The organism is Acinetobacter sp. 2JN-4, from assembly GCF_003687745.1.
Taxonomy (GTDB): Bacteria; Pseudomonadota; Gammaproteobacteria; order Pseudomonadales; family Moraxellaceae; genus Acinetobacter; species Acinetobacter halotolerans.
The window spans coordinates 38,340-58,069 of the sequence record NZ_RDNY01000013.1; the positions used below are offsets into that span (position 1 = coordinate 38,340).

At 40.3% G+C, this 19,730-nt stretch carries 22 protein-coding genes and 1 other RNA gene; 13 read left to right on the forward strand and 10 right to left on the reverse strand.

What is annotated here, in order from left to right; genetic code table 11:
- The first annotated feature begins 233 nt into the window (after window positions 1–233).
- From EAH57_RS14925 to EAH57_RS14935, 3 genes are all read left to right on the forward strand, one after another.
- Window positions 234–1,016: a crotonase/enoyl-CoA hydratase family protein gene (locus EAH57_RS14925; protein ID WP_121930735.1), complete on the forward strand. Its 783-nt coding sequence runs from the start codon at window positions 234–236 to the stop codon at window positions 1,014–1,016.
- Window positions 1,017–1,345: 329 nt separating this feature from the next.
- Entirely contained in the window at window positions 1,346–1,792 is a 447-nt protein-coding gene (locus EAH57_RS14930) for an ABZJ_00895 family protein (RefSeq protein ID WP_121930736.1), read from the forward strand.
- Between the two features lie 74 nt (window positions 1,793–1,866).
- The gene (locus EAH57_RS14935; RefSeq protein WP_121930737.1) at window positions 1,867–2,775 is read left to right on the forward strand and encodes a TIGR01777 family oxidoreductase; all 909 of its coding nucleotides are present in this window, start codon (window positions 1,867–1,869) and stop codon (window positions 2,773–2,775) included.
- Here the strand turns inward: EAH57_RS14935 and thiO are convergent.
- Both thiO and hemB read right to left on the reverse strand, forming a co-directional pair.
- Window positions 2,761–3,882 (reverse strand): glycine oxidase ThiO, encoded by a 1,122-nt coding sequence (thiO, locus tag EAH57_RS14940; protein ID WP_121930738.1) that lies wholly within the window; start codon window positions 3,880–3,882, stop codon window positions 2,761–2,763. The two genes, EAH57_RS14935 and thiO, sit on opposite strands and share 15 nt — an antisense overlap.
- A 10-nt stretch (window positions 3,883–3,892) precedes the next feature.
- Entirely contained in the window at window positions 3,893–4,906 is a 1,014-nt protein-coding gene (gene hemB / locus EAH57_RS14945) for a porphobilinogen synthase (RefSeq protein WP_004670174.1), read from the reverse strand.
- A 173-nt stretch (window positions 4,907–5,079) separates the two neighbouring features.
- Between hemB and EAH57_RS14950 the strand changes: the two genes are divergently transcribed.
- The 5 genes from EAH57_RS14950 to ssrA all read left to right on the forward strand — a co-directional run bounded on the left by EAH57_RS14950 (window position 5,080) and on the right by ssrA (window position 11,321).
- Window positions 5,080–5,577, forward strand: a complete 498-nt coding sequence (locus EAH57_RS14950) for a thioesterase family protein (RefSeq protein ID WP_004670177.1) — start codon at window positions 5,080–5,082, stop codon at window positions 5,575–5,577.
- A 250-nt stretch (window positions 5,578–5,827) separates the two neighbouring features.
- Window positions 5,828–6,976, forward strand: a complete 1,149-nt coding sequence (locus EAH57_RS14955) for an HlyD family efflux transporter periplasmic adaptor subunit (RefSeq protein ID WP_121930739.1) — start codon at window positions 5,828–5,830, stop codon at window positions 6,974–6,976.
- 5 nt (window positions 6,977–6,981) lie between these two features.
- Window positions 6,982–8,508, forward strand: a complete 1,527-nt coding sequence (locus tag EAH57_RS14960; protein ID WP_121930740.1) for a DHA2 family efflux MFS transporter permease subunit — start codon at window positions 6,982–6,984, stop codon at window positions 8,506–8,508.
- A 301-nt stretch (window positions 8,509–8,809) separates the two neighbouring features.
- Entirely contained in the window at window positions 8,810–10,804 is a 1,995-nt protein-coding gene (ggt, locus tag EAH57_RS14965) for a gamma-glutamyltransferase (protein ID WP_121930741.1), read from the forward strand.
- Between the two features lie 158 nt (window positions 10,805–10,962).
- Window positions 10,963–11,321: a transfer-messenger RNA gene (gene ssrA / locus EAH57_RS14970) on the forward strand.
- A 65-nt stretch (window positions 11,322–11,386) separates the two neighbouring features.
- Here ssrA and EAH57_RS14975 read toward each other — a convergent pair.
- From EAH57_RS14975 to EAH57_RS15010, 8 genes are all read right to left on the reverse strand, one after another.
- Window positions 11,387–12,547 carry a tyrosine-type recombinase/integrase gene (locus EAH57_RS14975; RefSeq protein ID WP_121930742.1) on the reverse strand — a complete coding sequence of 387 codons (1,161 nt, stop codon included), beginning with the start codon at window positions 12,545–12,547 and terminating at the stop codon, window positions 11,387–11,389.
- A gap of 186 nt (window positions 12,548–12,733) precedes the next feature.
- Window positions 12,734–13,084 carry a hypothetical protein gene (locus tag EAH57_RS14980; RefSeq protein ID WP_121930743.1) on the reverse strand — a complete coding sequence of 117 codons (351 nt, stop codon included), beginning with the start codon at window positions 13,082–13,084 and terminating at the stop codon, window positions 12,734–12,736.
- Window positions 13,085–13,095: 11 nt separating this feature from the next.
- Window positions 13,096–13,380, reverse strand: coding sequence for a hypothetical protein (locus EAH57_RS14985; protein WP_121930744.1), 285 nt, complete (start codon window positions 13,378–13,380; stop codon window positions 13,096–13,098).
- Entirely contained in the window at window positions 13,373–13,633 is a 261-nt protein-coding gene (locus tag EAH57_RS14990; RefSeq protein WP_121930745.1) for a hypothetical protein, read from the reverse strand. The genes EAH57_RS14985 and EAH57_RS14990 overlap by 8 nt, the downstream gene beginning before the upstream one ends.
- Window positions 13,630–15,267, reverse strand: a complete 1,638-nt coding sequence (locus EAH57_RS14995; RefSeq protein WP_121930746.1) for a hypothetical protein — start codon at window positions 15,265–15,267, stop codon at window positions 13,630–13,632. Before EAH57_RS14995 ends, EAH57_RS14990 begins: the two co-directional genes overlap by 4 nt.
- Before the next feature lie 2 nt (window positions 15,268–15,269).
- Window positions 15,270–15,677: a hypothetical protein gene (locus tag EAH57_RS15000; protein WP_121930747.1), complete on the reverse strand. Its 408-nt coding sequence runs from the start codon at window positions 15,675–15,677 to the stop codon at window positions 15,270–15,272.
- A 264-nt stretch (window positions 15,678–15,941) separates the two neighbouring features.
- Complete coding sequence (locus EAH57_RS15005) at window positions 15,942–16,241, reverse strand: hypothetical protein (protein WP_121930748.1); 300 nt, start codon at window positions 16,239–16,241, stop codon at window positions 15,942–15,944.
- An 85-nt stretch (window positions 16,242–16,326) separates the two neighbouring features.
- Window positions 16,327–17,076, reverse strand: coding sequence for a S24 family peptidase (locus EAH57_RS15010; RefSeq protein ID WP_121930749.1), 750 nt, complete (start codon window positions 17,074–17,076; stop codon window positions 16,327–16,329).
- 116 nt (window positions 17,077–17,192) lie between these two features.
- On the opposite strand from EAH57_RS15010, the gene EAH57_RS15015 reads away from it, so the two are divergent.
- The 5 genes from EAH57_RS15015 to EAH57_RS15035 all read left to right on the forward strand — a co-directional run bounded on the left by EAH57_RS15015 (window position 17,193) and on the right by EAH57_RS15035 (window position 19,729).
- Window positions 17,193–17,384 (forward strand): Cro/CI family transcriptional regulator, encoded by a 192-nt coding sequence (locus EAH57_RS15015; protein WP_121930750.1) that lies wholly within the window; start codon window positions 17,193–17,195, stop codon window positions 17,382–17,384.
- Window positions 17,385–17,415: 31 nt separating this feature from the next.
- Window positions 17,416–17,691: a hypothetical protein gene (locus EAH57_RS15020; RefSeq protein ID WP_121930751.1), complete on the forward strand. Its 276-nt coding sequence runs from the start codon at window positions 17,416–17,418 to the stop codon at window positions 17,689–17,691.
- A gap of 237 nt (window positions 17,692–17,928) precedes the next feature.
- The gene (locus EAH57_RS15990) at window positions 17,929–18,102 is read left to right on the forward strand and encodes a hypothetical protein (RefSeq protein ID WP_171407484.1); all 174 of its coding nucleotides are present in this window, start codon (window positions 17,929–17,931) and stop codon (window positions 18,100–18,102) included.
- Window positions 18,099–18,758, forward strand: coding sequence for a hypothetical protein (locus tag EAH57_RS15030; RefSeq protein ID WP_121930753.1), 660 nt, complete (start codon window positions 18,099–18,101; stop codon window positions 18,756–18,758). The genes EAH57_RS15990 and EAH57_RS15030 overlap by 4 nt, the downstream gene beginning before the upstream one ends.
- On the forward strand, window positions 18,755–19,729 hold the full coding sequence (locus EAH57_RS15035) for a replication protein (protein WP_121930754.1): 975 nt from the start codon (window positions 18,755–18,757) through the stop codon (window positions 19,727–19,729). Before EAH57_RS15030 ends, EAH57_RS15035 begins: the two co-directional genes overlap by 4 nt.
- The last annotated feature ends 1 nt before the right edge of the window (window position 19,730 follow it).

Consider the following 19,730-nt stretch of genomic DNA (forward strand, 5'->3'; position numbering starts at 1 on the left):
ATGGATCACTGTAAAAATATCATCTGCAATCACCAAATATTGAGGAAAAAATACTGTACAAGATGATCATTGATCATCTTTAACCGATCCTCTAGTTTGGTATTTAGATGATGATTCGACACTTTCATTATTCGTACCTTCTTTGTATTTCCCTCACCGAGAGAATGAGAAACGATTGAAGTTCCGCAAGGGATGTATGAAAGATGTCTATTTAATAAAAGAGGAATTATAAAATGAGCTTAGGTAAAGTGAGCCGCGAAAAGATTGGCCATATCATGTTGATTGGGTTAGACCGAGTTCCTAAACGTAATGCATTTGATAGTCATATGATTTCAGATTTATCTCATGCTTTAACTGAATATGAAGATGATCCTGAATTACGTTGCGCCGTGATTTTTGCCCATGGTGATCACTTTACCGCAGGTTTGGATCTTGTTGAATTGCAGTCCAAAATTTCAGAGGGAATTTTCAATTTTGATGAAAATCAAATTAATCCTTGGGGCGTTGGCGGTCGGCACAGAACCAAACCCTTGATCGTTGCGGTACAAGGAATCTGCTATACCGCAGGGGTGGAGTTGATGCTTAATGCTGATGTGGTGATTGCCAGTGATGATACTGTATTTGGTCAGCTCGAAGTACAGCGAGGTATCATGCCTTTTGGTGGTGCAACCGTACGCTTTGTGCAGGTAGCGGGTTGGCAAAAAGCCATGCCATATTTGTTAACAGGCAAGACTTTTAATAGCACAACAGCAAATGAACTCAATCTTATTTCTGAAATCGTTGAACAAGGTAAACAGCTTGAACGGGCAATCGAAATTGCCAAAGAAATTTGTACTTCAGCACCGCTTGCGGTACAAGCATTATTAGCCTCGGCAACCGATGCAGTAACTCAAGGACAGACATTTGCATTTGAAAAAATGAATAGCTATCTCATGCCACTCTTTGTATCGCAGGACGCACAAGAGGGTATACGTGCCATGCTAGAAAAACGTCCACCACAATTTACAGGTCGATAAAAAACAATCCGACAATTCGAATAATGATCAATTGTCGGTTAAAGCATATAAATTTTAGGCAAATAAAAACCGACGATTCGAGTGATGGTAAATCGTCGGTCAAATCTTCATCATAAGTTTTGGCTGCTAACAAAACCAATTCCGAAGAGAAAAAGTCATAATGAAAGGTCACCGAAAACGTTGCGGATGCCGTGCAATGTACCTTCGGTTGCTGCGACCTTGTACTCTATATAACGTGACTAGATGTAGATTGGTTGACATAAAAATGAAAAAAAAGTGAAAAAAATCTATAATCATTGATTAAGGTCGATCTAATTTGGTATATGTTTATGATTTCATTGCGTTTGTATTATTTATGGTTTTTTATCATTTGTCTCATTTCGACTTTATTGGCTGGTGTGCTGGCTGCGATTTTACCAAATAGTATCGGCGGTATCCTCACCGCACTTCCTTATCTGATTGCGATCATCTTTGTATTATTCAAATTTTTAAAACAACAACAACGTGCACCTAGTATCCAAGAGAAAAAACGTTTAACACTCGCCTTTACTCTGATTTTTTGGGGATATAATGTATTGGGCTTATTGTTGGGGCTATTTATCTTTGCTCGCAAAGATCCTGAAGTTTGGCAGAACTTCCTCTTATATTTGCAACAACCTAAATTCTTGCTGACTGTACTCGCGATGTGGTTGATGCTGGCGATTCCATTATTCTTAATTACTTATTGGTTTTATGGGAAGCAGGCACAGCGAATGGCACATAAGATGTTTGGATAGTTTCAAAGTCATCTTGTAATTCATTTTTATTCTGTTATAGCTACTTATACATATCATTTTTGATAGGTAGCATCATGCAAAAATTGACTGTACTGGTAACTGGTGCGAGTGGTTTCATCGGCTCTCATCTTTTACCGTTTCTGTTAGAACAACAATATCAAGTCATTGCCTTAACTCGACAAAAACAAAAGCGTTCTCAATATCCTCATTTAACTTGGGTGACTGATTTAGAACAGGTTCAGTACGCTGAAATAGACTATGTGATTAATCTCGCTGGTGAAAATATTGGGCAGAAACGCTGGAGCGAACAACGAAAAAGGCAACTCATAGAAAGCCGTGTCAGTACGACAGAAAAGCTCTATGAATGGTTAGAGCGTAAACAGATTTATCCTAAATGTATTATTTCAGGTTCAGCGATTGGTTATTACGGGATTGATCCGACTGAACAATGGGCGACAGTGTGCGATGAAAATTCGCCTCCACACGATATTTTTATGTCAGAACTATGCCAAGCATGGGAACAGGCAGCATTAAAATTTTCTAATCAAAATACCAAGATCATTCGTTTAGGTGTGGTTTTTGCGGATGATGGTGGAATCTTGCCGCAGATGCTCTTACCTATTAAATTGAATATGGTCAGTAAAATTGGTACAGGATTACAACCCGTAGTATGGATTCATATTCAGGATGTGCTGCGCGCCATGCTGTTTTTGTTGACCTTGGAAAGCTCGCAAAAGGTTTATAATCTTGTTGCTCCTGAACAATCTAATCAACAGCGTTTTGCCCGTATTGCAGCCAACGTTTTAAAGCGTAAACCATTTATGCGGATGCCAAAATGTATCTTTGAATGGGGCTTAGGTGAACAGTCGCAATTGATTTTAAATGGACAATATGTACAACCAAGTGCCTTATTAGCGCATGGGTTTGAATTTAGTTATCCCGATCTTGAGTCTGCATTACAACAAATTCTAAGGCGTGACTAAGGCCAAGCGCTGCAATCGTTGAGGTGAATAAGCTGTTGGATTGACAAAAGTTTCTTGTCCTAATATCAACTGGCGTAGAAGTTGAGCCGATCCAGCACCCATACATAGCCCATTACGGAAATGTCCAAAGTTTGCCCATAGATTTTCTATTTCAGACATCGCACCAATATAAGGAATACCGTGTGGCGAACTAGGGCGTAAGCCTGCCCAACGTTTTACAATTGGGAACTGTTCTAACTCAGGAATCATCTCCAAACAAGCCGTTAAAATGTCATGTTGTGTTTGTTGATCAATTGCAGTGCTAAATCCACACTCTGACATACTCGAACCACATACGATATGACCATCTTGACGTGGAATCAGATACATCACACGATTCATACACATGGTGGGAAGCCAGTTTTTAGGGGTTTTAAACAGTAGCATCTGACCTTGAACGGGATGAACAGGGATGTTTCGTTGTATTTGTTCAACCCAGTGTTGACTCCATGCTCCAGACGCGAGTACCACTTGATCGGCAAAATATTGTTGTCCATCTTCCGCCTGTAAGCCATGCACTTTTTTATTTTTAATAATGAGTTTTTCAATCGGGCAGTATTCAAAAAAACGGACTGAAGGGTGTTGTTTTAAATAGCTGATCAGTGATTGGAGTAAACGAGGATTACGGACATTTGAAAGCTCTGGGAAATAGATTGCTTGTTCGAAGTCCGCAGAGATATGCTGATTTACCTGTTGGATGTCATCGCCTGTTAAGTATTCACAACGTTGCATCGGCTCATGATATTTTTCAGCATATTCCAAGCCTATTTGGAAGTCACCCTTATCAAAAATCAGCATACCTGTATCGTGAATTTGAAAATCAATGCCTGTGAAGGGGTATAGTTTCTCATTCCACCTTTGATAGAGGGATTTGCCATATTTGGCGAGTTGATTCACTTCAGGTGCATATCGCCAAGGGTACATCGGGGAGAGGATACCACCACCCGCCCACGAAGCGGCTTGACCAGCTTGTTGTTGATCAAAAATATCGACTGAGCAGCCTTGTTCAGCAAGCTCAAGTGCAGTCATTAAGCCGCTAATCCCTGCACCAATGATGGCAATATGCATAAGTGGAGTTCTATTTCATCTCTTTCAGTTTACGCGCTGCTTCTTCTGCAAAATAAGTCCAGATACCATCTGCACCTGCACGGCGACAGCACATCAATGATTCTAAAATCACACTGTCAGATAACCAACCATTTTGAATCGCGCCTGCAAGCATGGCGTATTCACCACTCACCTGATAGATGAAGGTCGGAACGCCAAAGGTGTCTTTTACCTCACGGACGATGTCGAGATAAGGCATACCCGGTTTGACTATCACCATGTCTGCGCCTTCTTGAAGATCCAATGCGATTTCATGCAACGCTTCGGCACGGTTGCCGATGTCCATTTGGTAATTATATTTATTGCCGCCTTTTAAGTTGCTTGCTGAGCCAACTGCATCACGGAATGGACCATAGAAGCTAGATGCGTATTTCGCTGAATAAGCCATGATGTTGGTATAAATAAAACCATTTTGTTCAAGCGCTTGGCGAATCGCACCAATACGACCATCCATCATGTCACTTGGGGCAACTACATCAGCACCTGCCGCAGCATGGCTTAAGGCTTGTTTAACCAAGCATTCAACTGTTTCATCATTCAAGACATAACCTGTCTCATCAATAATCCCGTCTTGACCATGCGTAGTATATGGATCAAGTGCGCCGTCTGTAATTAAAACCATTTCTGGTAATTCTTTTTTTAATAAACGACACGTGGTTTGTACTAAACCATTTTCATCCCAAGCGGCTTCAGCCGTCAGACTTTTATCTTGTTGTGGGGTAACTGGAAATAATGCAAGTTTTGATACACCCAGTTCCAACAAGCTTTCAGCTTTTTTGAGTAATAAATCAGCAGATAAGCGTTGCACATTTGGCATACTTGGGATGTCTTGAGTTTGTTGCTGTCCAGGTAATACAAATACTGGATAAATCAAATGATTAGCTGTGAGTTGTGTTTCACTGACCATAGCACGAAGTTGGTCATTTTTACGGATACGGCGCATGCGAGTCGCAGGAAAAGCTGGACGATTGAACGTATAAGTCATAACAATCTCGATGTTCAGTATTACACTATAGGAGTAATTGAATCTTTTTAAGTCACGCTAGGGGAGAACTTAGCGGCTTAAGTCAATTAAATATCCTCGCTATTGTAGCCCCATAATTTTAGATTTGTACAAAATAATGGGATGTTTATCGTTCCTTTGGATTTAGACAGCGTATGAATGATGTAAAGAAAAACTGGACAGGTAATATTCAGTTAGGTGCTAAAGCCGATCATGGCGTGGTATTAAAACAGCTTTGTAAAGCATTTAATTCTTCACCATTTTTTAAGCACTGTGGCATGGTCATGCGAGTGGTGGATGATCAAATCGAGGGTTATATCGACATGCAATCTGAACTGATTGGTAATGTCGCTTTCCAAATTTTGCATGGTGGTGTTGCTGCAACAATGCTGGATAGTATTGGTGGCGTGGTGGCGATGGAACAACTTTATCGTCGTGCAAACCCTGAAGATTTACCCGATACCATTAAAAAAGTCTCTCGCTTAGCGACGGTCGATATGCGTGTTGATTATTTAGCACCGGGGCGGGGGAAATTCTTCATCGCACGTGCAGAAACATTACGTTTAGGGCGCAAGGGCTGTACCATGCGCATGACCATGGTCAATGATGAAGAGAAACCGATTGCAACCGCAATTGCATCTTATGCATTTTAGTCATCTCCTGAATACTAAAGCGTCTTTGGACGCTTTTTTTATTTTTATAATCAATATCAAAAAATAATCATAAACATAAGCCTGATGAATCTTGTCTTTTAGGTATAGCAATTCTGATGGTCAGAATAATTATAGCCCTTTGTTTGTCTTTAGCTTTTAAATTTTAATATTCAGTTAAGTTTTCAAAATTAAGCTGGTCGACTGATTAAACCAAAAGTTAAAAAGTCGTTTTAATTTTCAGGAATAACCTATGACTGACGCCCCAGCAAATTCACAGAATATGGTTTCAGACTCGGCATCAGATGATGCGATGAAAGCAAAACGTAAAAAGTTTCTTGGATTTTTTGCGCTCATTCTGATTCTTGCCGCAATTTTGTATGCGATTTGGGCGCTATTTTTCAATCATTCCGTCAGCACAGATAATGCTTATGTCGGCGCAGAAACTGCTCAGATTACTTCAATGGTTAGTGGGCAAGTGGCTGAAGTATTGGTGAAAGATACCCAACAAGTGAAACAGGGTGATGTGTTGGTTCGGATTGATGAACGTGACGCCAAGATTCAATTGGCTCAGGCGCAAGCCGAGCTTGCAAAAGCACAACGTCAATATAAACAAAGCCAAGCCAACAGTAGTTCTTTGAACTCTCAAGTTGGGGTACACAATGATGAAATTATCAGTGCCCAAGCCCAAGTCAATAAAGCTCAAGCGGATTTTGATCGTGCTGTATTGGAACTGAAACGACGTAATGAGCTTGCTGTTTCAGGGGCGATATCCAAAGAAGAACTCAGCAAAGCACAAAGTGCAGTTTCGACGGCTAAAGCCAGTTTGGATTTAGCTCAGGCGGGTTTAGCTCAAGCAACCTCAAGCCGTAAAGCTGCTGAAAGTACGCTCGCGGCCAATGAAGCATTGATTCAGGGTGTCAACGAAGCTTCAACGCCTGACGTTTTAGTGGCTAAAGCACACCTCGATCAAGCAATACTGGATTTGGAGCGTACCGTGATTCGTGCACCTGTTGATGGTGTGGTGGCGCGCCGTAATATTCAAATTGGACAACGTGTTGCACCAGGCACAGTGATGATGTCGGTTGTTCCAATTTCTGCGTTATATGTCGACGCCAATTTTAAAGAAAGCCAACTCGCTAAAGTAAAAACAGGGCAAAAAGTCACTTTAAGCGCTGATCTATATGGTGATGACGTAGTTTATCACGGTGTAGTACAAGGTTTCTCTGGAGGTACAGGTTCAGCATTTGCTTTGATTCCCGCACAAAATGCGACAGGGAATTGGATCAAGGTCGTACAGCGTTTACCTGTGCGAATTACGCTTGATCCTAAAGAACTTGCAGAGCATCCATTGCGGGTTGGGCTGTCGATGCAAGTGAATATTGATCTCGCATCGAAGTAATTGCTATGAAAACTCAGAATCCTTTCGCTGAACTGAGTGGTGGGCGATTACTGCTTGCTGCTTTTGTCATCGCACTCTCAAATTTTATGGTGGTGCTCGATACCACCATTGCCAATGTTTCAGTGCCACATATTACGGGGAACTTAGCCGTTTCCAGTTCACAAGGCACATGGGTTATTACCTCCTACGCCGTTGCTGAAGCGATTTGTGTACCACTCACAGGTTGGCTGGCTGGACGTTTTGGAACAGTTCGAGTGTTTGTGTTTGGGCTGATTGGTTTTACGATTTTTTCATTCCTGTGTGGTTTAGCGACTTCATTGGAAATGCTGGTGTTTTTTCGTATTGGTCAAGGATTGTGTGGTGGACCACTCATGCCATTGAGCCAAACCTTATTAATGCGCATTTTCCCACCTGAAAAACACGCACAAGCCATGGGACTATGGGCAATGACCACTGTCATTGGACCGATCCTTGGACCCATTTTGGGTGGTTTGATTAGTGATAATTTGTCGTGGCACTGGATTTTCTTTATCAATATTCCCGTGGGAATTTTTTGTGCTTTAGCTGCGGTGCGGTTGTTATCTGTGGCTGAAACCAAAACTGAAAAATTGCGTATAGATGCGATTGGTCTTGGTTTGCTGGTGCTATGGATTGGTGCGCTACAATTGATGCTCGATTTGGGTCACGAAAGAGATTGGTTTAATAGCAGCAGTATAATTATGCTCGCTTTGGTCGCTATCATCGGCTTTATTGTATTTATGATTTGGGAGCTTACGGAAAAGTATCCTGTGGTGAATTTATACGTGTTCCGACATCGTGGTTTTAGCGTTTCAGTACTTGCTTTGGCTTTTGGTTTCGGATCATTCTTTGGCAGTATTGTTTTAATCCCGCAATGGCTGCAAATCAACTTGGGTTATACCGCAACATGGGCTGGGTATCTCACGGCAACCATGGGTTTTGGTAGTTTGACCATGTCACCGATTGTGGCAAAACTTTCCACTAAATACGACCCGCGAGCATTAGCCAGTTTTGGTTTGGCTTTACTTGGCGTGGTGACGATGATGCGGGCATTTTGGGTCACGGATGCTGATTTTATGGCATTGGCTTGGCCACAAATTTTGCAAGGTTTTGCAGTCCCTTTCTTCTTTATTCCACTGTCCAATATTGCGATGGGTTCAGTATTGCCACAAGAAATGGCGTCTGCCGCAGGGTTAATGAATTTCTTGAGAACGATGGCTGGAGCAATAGGTGCCTCTATTGCGGTCACGATTTGGGATGATCACGCCAAAGTGGCACGGAGTGAAATGGTCAATGGCTTACACCCACAAGAAGTACAGAATGCGTTAATCCAAAATGGATTTTCTTCGGATGCGACCTTAGGTTTGATCGCGAATTTAGTGGACAAAGAAGCCATTACGATTTCTGCCAATCATGTCTTTATGATTATGGCGATGGTGTTTGTATTTGCCAGTATCCTGATTTGGATGAGCCCTAAACCGAAAGGTAGCGTGGGTGGTATGCCTTCTCACTAATCATAAAAAACACTTTTAGATGATGGTTTTCGGCTTGTTTTTTAAGTACTGGTTGAGTTTGGAAATGGCAGATTATGTTTGTATTTATCAAAATACGGCATGCTAGAATCGGGCAGATCAGTTAAAAATTAAGCTAGAGAAAACAAGGAGGAATATTATTAGGTACTGGGAATAAACCTAACTCATTCAATATTATTAAAACTTTAATTTTATCAAATATTAAAAAATCTCAATACCTGAGAATAAAGAAGCTTGCATAGCAATTGCATGGATAGGTAGGCATAAATAGTGGAGTGATCACGTGAATAAAAGATATACATTTCTTTTCATTAGCTTATTAGCAGTCGGTTTATTACAAGGGTGTGGAAGTGATTCCTCATCAGATCAGTCCAAAGATGATTCAAATATTGGTCAGCCACCGCAGTCGAATTTAATTGTAGATAATGACCCGACCAGTTGTAGCAAATTGGCGCAAGATGGTTCAAGTGTCGTGGTCGGATCTAATCAAAATGGTGATCCATCAGCTCCTGAAGCTGCATCGGGTTATAAGTTAGGTCATACCGTAAAATATGCAGATAAATATATGGTGGTGGCAAATACCCCACTCGCGGTAAAAGCAGGCTGTGATATTTTAAAAGCTGGTGGCAGTGCAGTTGATGCTGCTGTTGCCGTACAAGCTGTACTGGGTTTAGTTGAGCCACAATCAAGTACCATTGCTGGTAGTGGTTTTATGATGTACTACGATGCCAAGACTAAAACCGTAACTGCCTATGATGGTCGGGAAGCAGCACCTGCCGCAGCCAATGAATATTATTTAATTCGCCAAAATATAGATGATCCAAACTCACCTGCACCTGTACCAAGTGCTCGTCGTAGTGGACGCTCTATAGGCGTGCCGGGCGTCATGCGTTTGTTGGAGCAGGCTCAGCAAGAACATGGCAAACTTAAATGGAACCAACTTTTTGATGAAGCGATTCATTTGGCTGACCATGGCTTTCGTATTCCGGGGCGTTTGGCCAGTGCTATTGAAAGTAATGCCAGCAATTTAGCGCTAGATGCAAATGCGATGAAGACCTATTTTTATCCTGATGGTACACCTAGAAAAGTAGGTGAAAGCATGACCAATCAGGACTATGCAAAAACGCTAGAAGCACTTGCAAAGCAAGGGGCTGGGGCAATGTATAGTGGTCCGATTGCTAGAAATATTGTTGAAAAGGCTGGGCAGATGGTGGGAGATGATCCAGCGCGTACACCAATGACACCAAGCTTGATGACTTTGCAGGATTTATCCGATTATCAAGTTAAAAAACGCAATCCCGTTTGTACGACCTATCGTGACCGTTACTACATTTGTACGATGCCACCTCCATCTTCGGGTGGTATAGCTGTTGCCCAAACGCTGGGTATTTTAGAAAGCTTTGATATGTCCCAATACCCACCTAAAAACCCAGAAAATGAAGGTGGAATACCAGATGTAATGGGCGTACATTTGGTGTCTGAGGCAGAGCGTTTGGCTTATGCCGACCGTGACAAATATGTAGCAGACACTGACTTTGTGCCTTTACCTGCACGTGGTATTGCAAGTTTGCTTGATAAAAACTACTTAAAACAACGTGCCGCATTGATCAATCCAAGCCAGAGTATGGGAGTGGCACAGGCAGGTGATTTCAATTCAGCTTTTGGTGTCGATAACACTGTTGAGCATGGTACAACTCAGTTCACTATCGTAGATGCTTATGGCAATGTGGTTTCAATGACATCGACTGTTGAATCGAGTATGGGGTCTTTTCACATGGTGGATGGTTTCTTACTGTCGAATCAGTTGACTGACTTTAGTGCTAATCCTTATGACAGTACAGGGGCACTGGTTGCCAATCGTGTGGAAGGTGGTAAACGTCCTCGTAGTACGATGGCACCTACTCTAGTCTTTAAGGGTACCACGCCAGATGAGTTTTATATGGCAACGGGCTCACCTGGGGGCGGAACCATCATTCAATATGTGGTTAAAACTTTGGTTGCTGCGCTGGACTGGAACTTAAATGCTCAGCAAGCAACTTCTTTGCTGAACTTTGGTGCAACCAATAGCCCAAATACCAATATTGACAGCTCTAATGACCAGCTCTCTTTGATTGAACTGGTCGAAGGTTTAAAAGCAAAAGGGCATAGTGTTGCTAATACTGCGCAAACGAGTGGTATTTCAACGATTATGAAAGTCAAAATTGATAAGCAAAGCAAATATGCTGGTGGGGCAGATCCACGCCGTGAAGGCATTATTTTAGGCAATGGCGCTTTGTAGACTAAACTTAAAAAGCTGTCATTTTTGGCAGCTTTTTTTATGCAGGCCTTGAAAAAAACAAAAGCTACTCAATTATATAAATATGCCCATCAATGGCGGACTGTTGATAAAATGCGCAGTATTTTATTTTAGTTATGCTATGATGTGCGTTCAACTATGGGGATGTTTCTGGCTTCGACGCTGGTGATGAAACTTATAGATGCATGCCGAGAGCGCATTTTCTCTCGTAAATCAAATTTGCATTTTTTAGTCGCAAACGACGAAACTTACGCTCTAGCTGCCTAAGGGCAGCTTGTCCGCTTCACTGAATACTTGTGGTTAGTGAACCCGACTGTAGCGCACGCACACAAGTCCGTATAGAGCCAAGCCTCGGGGCTTTATACCAAACTAAGAGGATCGCGATTTGTACCCTGTTCGTCGGGTCACAAAGAGTTAAAATAGTAGACGATATCTAAGCATGTAGTATTCTCGAGTGTAGTGCTGGCGGACGCGGGTTCAACTCCCGCCATCTCCACCAAAATTCTCTATATAAAAAAGCCACTTATCATAAGTGGCTTTTTTATTGACAGGTTTTTGACAGGTTTAGTCTGTCTTTAGTTTCCCCATCTCTATTTTGTTTTTATCGCCGTGCATCCACTTCGCATAGCGTTTCATCATCATTTGCAGACTATGGCCCATCTGGTTAGAAACAAACACTGGGTTAATTCCATCCATAAGCATCATAGTCGCATACGTGTGTCGAGCATTGTAAGCAGGGCGATGACGAATACCGCAACCTCTCATTGCAGCCACAAGTCTATTACGTGGTGGCTTCTCATTAAAAAATGGTTCGCCAGTTTCAGGGCAAATCATCAAATATTTACTTCGAATATTTCTATCAATTTTATATTTGATTAATTCATTTGCAGCTTTCTCAGATCGTGTATTCAAATATACATCACGCGCCGTATGAGTTTTTGTCACGTTCTTCTCAACACCGCGTACTCGACTTTTATTGACTTTGAACATACCGCTAAAAAAATCAAAATCCGATTCTTTTAATGCAATCAGCTCTGAAGGGCGGCAGCCACTCCAAAAAGCAAGTTCGTAGTACCAGTAATATAAAATCTCATCTCCTTTTAAATTCACTTTTAACCAGTCGAGGAGGGCATTCATTTCTTTTCTGCTGAATGGATCTGGAATATCAACTTGTACTTTCTTATTCCTAATACTTTCCAGTGGATTTTCAGAAATGTATTTATTCTCCATTGCAGAATCAAAAACACCACGTAATGGAATGAGGCAATTATTTAGGGTTTTCGCAGTTTGAAAGTCACGATCAATAATTGCTTCTTTTATGTCCTCTGTTGTAATTGAGTTGATTGGCTCTAAAGCAAAATAGCGCATCCAGTGATATTCAAGAATATTTAAATAACCTTTTTTGGTGTCCGCATTACTTTCACAAAATTTAAGGTATTTCTGGGCTACTTCCTGAAAAAGAATCCCTTCGTTGACAATGACTGAGTCATCATCAACGAATTGGCCGCGAGCTTCTGCAATATCACTATCAGTTAAAATACCCCATTCAGCTTTAGTCGCTAACTGATTTCTAATTTTAGCGGCTGCCGTGATACCCTCTGCACTTGGGGGGTGCGGTAGCGTGATGTTGTATTGTTTCTTTCTTCGCTCGAAGTAGATTTGGATTGCGCCGTTTCTGATCCGAACGCCTGTTGGCATCGACTTTGTGCTTTTTGAGTCAGCCATTGATTGAAACCTTTAATCGAATAATAAATATTTCCATCCTGTTTAGTCCAAACAAGATCTTCTTGCCATCGTTTACGGCGGTGAGTTAGCTTCTCTTCATCAATGCCAGTAAGTGCTGAAAACTGACAGGCACTTACCCAATCAATTGGAACAAGGCCAAGACGAACAAGTAGGTCAAAAAGTTCTTCATTCATGCTGTTGTACCTCGCTATCGGTTTTTTCAGATTTACGATCCAACCGTTCAATTTCCGCAATTAACATAGCTGTAGCTCTAACCAAATCTTCTCTTGGGCTTTTTGGTTTCCAATAAGACTTGTCCCAAGGCCAGAAATCTGATGCGACTTCTGATTGATACAGAGCAGGATGTCTTTCAAAAAACCACCCACGACCAATTACTTGATTGGTGTATTCTGATGCTGCGCGGACTAGTTCATTTTGCTCATACAAATCGTCGTGATCAGGTGTATAACCTTTTTTTTGAATTTGTCGTTGACGCTCAGCAACAACATCATTGATAGCCTTAGACTGAATATTCATTTTCAAATTCCTCAGCTACCTAATTCGCCACGTTCTTTCTTAAGGCTCAGCACCATATTATGGGTGATTATCTCAAGTTGTTGTTTGAACTGTTTTGTACTTACACAAGATGCAAATTGAGAAATACCCAGACCCATAATATGCAAAGCAAATGTTGCTGCTGCTTGCGGATCTTTTTTTAAAAGCATCTCTGTATTGGGGCTGATAATTTTTTCAAATATTTTTACAGCCACTTCTTCTGTTGTACCTTCAACTTTCATTCCCGGAAGAACTACATCACCAATCGATTCAGACATTAGGTACTCCTTGAGCGGCGATTAATCCGCTAATAAATTCTTTGCCATTCTTTAACCATTGGTTTAAAAATGATAAATATTGATGCTGCATTGCTTTGTTCATCTGACCTTTGTAGTTCAGTTCTAATCGGGCTGATTTAGGTTTAATGAACTCAACTGTTAGTGCATTTCGCTTGGGCATGTAGCCATTTTTCTTTAACCATTCACGAAATGCTATTTGTACGTTTGTTGGTGGACGCGATGCTTTTCTCATGTGGCCACCTGCTTCTCAAGTTCGGCTTTTTTAGCAACATGAGTAATCATAAGTTGGTGGGCTAATGTGCCGTCAACTGCAACCATCTCTTTGATCTGTGCAAGATATGCATCAAGAGTATTTAGATCCGAAGCTTCCCTGATTTGTGTTACCAGAGGCTTTCCCAACTCCACCAGCCGTTTACTAATCGCGGTGATCAATGGCAATCGTTGTTCTACTGTCCAATCTAGTGTTTGTGATGCAGGTTCATTAGCTTCATCAACGGATTGAGCTTGCTGAACAATGCCAATAAGGTTGGTGAGTTTTTTCTCATACAAAAAATTAAAATGAAGTTCAGACCTTTTGGCACCAAGTTCGCTTAATAATTCCGCCTTCTGAGTAGAATTCAAATGACGATCATCACCAATATCCCTATCTATACCTGCGATAGTTACAAGGCTATTTGCCTCTGCAATTCTAGTTCTATACCGATTATGCGTATCAATGGATAAACTTTTCATTTCATCAGACGTTGGTATTGATGATAATTTCACTAAAGCTTGACGCTTATTTTGGAGTGAAAATTGATATTGATCTTTTTGTTCAAGCGTGAGGGTTTCTTCTAGAACATCTAAATCTATTAGGGTGTTTGTTAAATCAATTCGATCCACAATATTGATCGATGAATTTTGATTGCAGTCAATAAGATCTAACTGGTTTAGCTCTTCTTTTTGGGCTTCAATCTCTACTATCAAGAAATCATAAGCTCCAGCGGAAGCAGGATATTCAGTTTGGGTTTGCTTAATTTCTTCTGAGATAACAGTTAATTCATCCACGGTCTTAGCAGCTAAAATCTGTTCTAAGAACTCAGATGTAAGTGGGGCTTTTTTAAACTTAGGCTGAGCATTTGTATCTTTAGTTTCGCTGTTGCTATAAATCGATTCTAAACGTTGTTCACCGCGCTCATTCAAAGACTGGACTTGCTCACGATCCAAGCGATTATCTGCACTTAATGTATAGCGAACCTGCATTACATCATCTACAGTCATACATTTATCAAGCTGAGAAATATAATCTTGGACTATGGCTGTTGTATTTTCCAAGGTTTGTTGCTTATCCAGTGGTTCATGTTCGGGTACTTGTTGTTCGGATTCAACAACTGTGGTCTCAGTATCTTTTTTCTTACGTCCACCACGTTTTTTGGTTTCAGGTTTTGGTGATTCGCCATCAACCACGAAAAAATCGTAGTCCACCACGGTTGGCTCATCTGAAGTAATACCCAACAAAGATCTAAACGCTTTAATCTGAATAACGGCGTTTTCTTCATCACGTTGAACAGATCCGTTGTTGACACCTGAAATCAACATTTCATTTGCAGGATTAAATGTCCCTTTTAAAATTGTCCCACTTGCACCGATATAAAAAATGTCTTGTCCTGGTGAAAGCTCTTCTAGGGTGAATGGTTTTGCAAATTCAAAATCACCGAGCGTTATAGTGTCGATCTGAATAGCAAAAACATAATGAGGATCGAACCAAGTTTCAGCCGATACATTGCCAAGATCTTCAAAGAACTCTGACTCTGCATGACGACATACAACATTTTTACCAGCTTGTTTTGCTGCAAAGGCTTCTTGTACCGAAAGTAATGTATGCATTTTTATTGTCCTTCTTTGATATATGCAACTAGGGCTGAGTTGATTGCCTGGTGATCTTGGCGATTTGTAAAGTCGTTGTAGCTTTTACCATTCACATCTGTGATTTCACCAATCTCCAAGCTTGAGATCGACACATCTGGATCCGTATCAAATGAGAATTTAACGGGTATATAGAAACCGCCAAGCTTGAGAAGGGCATTACTAGAAGTGGGTAAGATGTGTGCGCCAACAACTTCAAATTCGCTGGCAAAAACGAAATCGTTTGTTGGGATAGGTGCTGGATTTGCTGTGGCCTTATTGTTGTAAACAACCAGAGCAAATACGATTGCTATTGTTGCTGCAAACCATACGCACACTGCACCAACAGTGAAACGGAAAGCTGGATTGCTTATAATTGGAGTTTGTTCCATAATTTACCTCATGTGAGTGGAAAGCCCTGATCGCCGTGGAAAGTGTCGGGGCTTTTTGCTGTCTTGATGCTTAAAGCATACTTAACAAAAATAATTATGTAAAGTGAGGTTAACAAATAATTTGTAAATTAAACTTAATTTTAGCTTGAGAGACAAAAAAACCGCCATGGTGGCGGTTAGATGGGTTTAATTAATATGTTTGGTTTAACTAAAGTTGGTCTGGTTTGCAGTTTTTTGATTTTATATTTATTAAACTTGATTCCTTTAAGCGCTATACTTTTCTAAAAATTCATTAATCCAGCCTTGTGTTTGATCCAAATTGCTTATATCTGACAGTTTTAAACCAGTACCTTCAGCTTCATTAAACCCTTCGATTATAGCCTCAAAGATATTTGCCTCATTAATGACCTCTCGCGCCATTTCCTCAGCGTCATAGCTTTGCTTAGCCTTTTTAAGTGATGCTATTTGCTTATCGATACCATCACCTATTTTAGATAATGCAGCCTTAAATTCTTGCTTGTTAATGGATAAATTGGTTTTGGATTTGTTGAGTGTTGCGATCATCACATATTCCTTATTTAAAGGTTTACTTCATATTAAGTATCTTGATTAATCTCGTATTTATATTTTTTGGAACACATTAACAATTTTAAATTTCACCATCGTATGAGTGGGAAACATATTTTCCAATAATACCGATGTGCTCTAGATCTTGCGGCTCTACGATTTCTCTTTCGTAGCTTGGGTTGTCGCTATCTATGATCAAACTACCATCATATCTACGAGATAATCTTTTAATTTTTAGTTCATCACCATATCTGATCGCGTATACCTTTCTGTTCTGAACTTGCTCTAGATTATTGATGGACTTGTCGATAATCACAACACTACCATTCGGTATTCTTGGTTCCATACTGTCACCATCAACATCAACTTCTACAAGATTTTTAGGTGAAACTTTTTTCTTATGAAACCACTCTAAGCGTTGCGCACACCCGGTCATGTTGGGTGTAGGTTCAAACTCTACCAACCGACCATTTCCTGCGGAAAATTTAACATCTACGTGTGGAATTATCATAAAAGAGTCTGGATCTAAATCATCTGGTGCTTCCCAAGCCATAACTGGTCTGTAAGTTGAGTTGTTTTTGTTTTCCGAATCAACTTCATCCAGCATTTGAGAGTCTAGGCCATTCAACCACCTGTGGTTTACGCCTAAAAATTTAGCGGCTTTTTCAGCATTGCTTTGTTCAAGTGTTTGTACGTTTTTATCAATCCAATCAGATACAGCAGGTCTGCTTACACTACAAAAATCTGCCAAATGAGCCTTAACAAACCGCTTTCCAGTTGTTTGTTCGTAGTGCTTTATAGCTAATCCGAATCTCTCTTGAAGTGTGCTCATCGTCTTTCCACCTTACAAAGTAAAGCTAGCTTAACAATGATTAAATTAAGTGTGCTTGATAATGGAAATAAATTGTGATTAACTGTACTTAACATTTTCCCACTATTGGATTTCTTATGGAAGTTATTATCAAGACGGCAGATGCCATAGCATTTTACGCGGATGCTGCAAATCTCGCTCGATGTCTTGGGGTGTCTAGGGCAGCAATTAGTCAATGGGGGGAGTGCGTTCCTGAGGTTTCGGCTCGTGGGCTTTTGATTCTTAATCCTGACATCCCACATGTGATCAAAAAAGCATCTACCACATAATTTTCCATTTTTAATTTTGGATCTAACTATCATGACAAAACGAAAACCAAAGAAAGATGCATCTATCACCATCCACATGCCAGCAGACCACAAAGAGCAATTGTCGTCTTTGGCTGAAATGTTGAGAGCTGGGCAGGGTGCAAGTGAATACGTGTATGAGAACTTAATCAAACCTCATCTCCTCAAATTGAAAGCTGAGACAAAGATTAAGCAAAAGATATTCGGTTTAACAGAGAACGATAAGAACGCTGAGCTACAAGTAGATTTATGCGAACGCACAGAAACTCAAGACATTAAAAAAGCCTGATATCTGACATCAGGCTTTAAGTGTTCATTCATTAAGGATACCAACGAACATGACCAATATATCAAAACACCCATGCAGTAACAAGTGCAGCAATTTCAAAGAAGAGCCATGCCCACATTGTTTAATCATGGGTGATGATCAATACATCGAAAATCATATTTCACCAAACTGCAAAATTGTCTCAAATGACGAAAGCATTTTTTATAACCGTGCAATGAATGCACAACGGGAGGTTTCATGACGAATTTCCCAGCAGGTACAACGCATTTAGAAAATGACGGCACGTTCTGGAAGTGTGAAAAAAATGTGTGGTCGCACTGGAACGAGAATTTTAAAAAATGGTGTCCATACGTTGGATTGGTAAATAAGAATTTTATTGATGTGCGTATGCCATTGGTTGGTGAAGTATGAAGGAACGTCCGATATTATTTAGCACTGAGATGGTTAAAGCAATCTTAGAAGGTTGTAAAACACAGACTCGACGTATTATGCGTCGTCAGCCTGATGCGGTTGAGTATTTCAAGTGTGGTGAGGAAACCACTGATACCAATGCAAAATATGCAATTTTGCGCTGTTACAACAATCCAAATGGATTTAAAAAGTGTGCTAGTGGTTGGTCTGCTGATGCGAGATATAAAACACCATTTCATGAGTTTAATGTTGGCGATCAGCTTTGGGTTCGTGAAACATGGCAAATCATTGGTGATCCAGCAACACTTCCATGTCAACTTCATAACCTAATTTATAGAGCCGACTATCCAAATTGTGTTGATAAGCGTTACGACACAATTCCAGATATTTCAGAAGTGAAATTTAAACCCTCAATCCACATGCCACGCTGGGCATCGCGAATTCAGCTTGAAATAACAAATATTCGAGTGGAACGATTAAATGATATTTCTGAATCAGATTGTCTAAAGGAAGGTGTTGGATCACCAATATTGCGTGACTGCAAAAAGCCTAAATTTATGCAGTTATGGGAATCAATTAATGGTGGTGGATCTTGGAGTAGAAACCCTTGGGTTTGGGTTGTTGAGTTCAAGATAATACAAGGAGGGGGTGTATGAGCAAATTTACGCCTAATTCATTCCAGATCACGAATGCATTTGTTGATGAAGCAATGGATAAGATTAGTGATGCGTCAGTTAAAATCTATTTGCTGATAGTGCGCAAAACACGTGGCTGGGGTAAAGACTTCGATTCGTTGTCTCTATCACAATTAGAAAGCTTATCAGGGAAGAGTAGACCTACAGTTGTTAAGTGTCTGAATGAGCTTGTCAAAGTAGGGCTAGTCAAGAAGCATCCGCCGTCAGTGTATGGCAATGTTTATTCATTGACAGAAAATTACAACATTGGTGAAAGAATAAGCTTTGCTAGTAAAAAATCTTTACTAGTTCGTAATTTTCACCCTGTAAATAAAGACTTACAGATACTGCTAGTTAAAAATTTTAACTACCCATTAAATGGTAAAAAACAGGTTAAAAACTCTAAGGATTTGCCTAAAAATCGTACTAATTTTGCTACCAATATCCCACGTGATTTTAAGGATGGGTGGTTAATTAATTTTACTAGTAAAAAATCTTTACTAGTTAAAAGTTTTTACCCTGCTAGTAAAAATATTTTACCTTTGCTAGTAAAAATTTTTAACACACAAAAGACACTATCAAAAAACACTAATCAAACTAACAGTGCGCTTGAGGAAAAATACGAAATCTTTTGGACTGAATACCCAAAGTGCAAACGCAAGATTCGTAAATCAGAAACTTTTGCAACGTTCAAAAAACATGCAAAACATTTTGACGTTTTGATTTCAATTTTAAAACTTCAAAAAAATTCTGATGATTGGAACAAAAACGATGGTCAATTCATACCAGCACCGCAGTCTTGGTTAAATCAAAAATTATGGGAAGTGGATTACTGGCTTGAGCAACTAAACCAAAAATCTACATCGGTGGTGACACCAGCACATGTTCAGCAGGAACAATCTCAAGTTCGCTTCAAACCTGAACCTATGCGTTTTGGTCAAGGGTTGGTGTAAT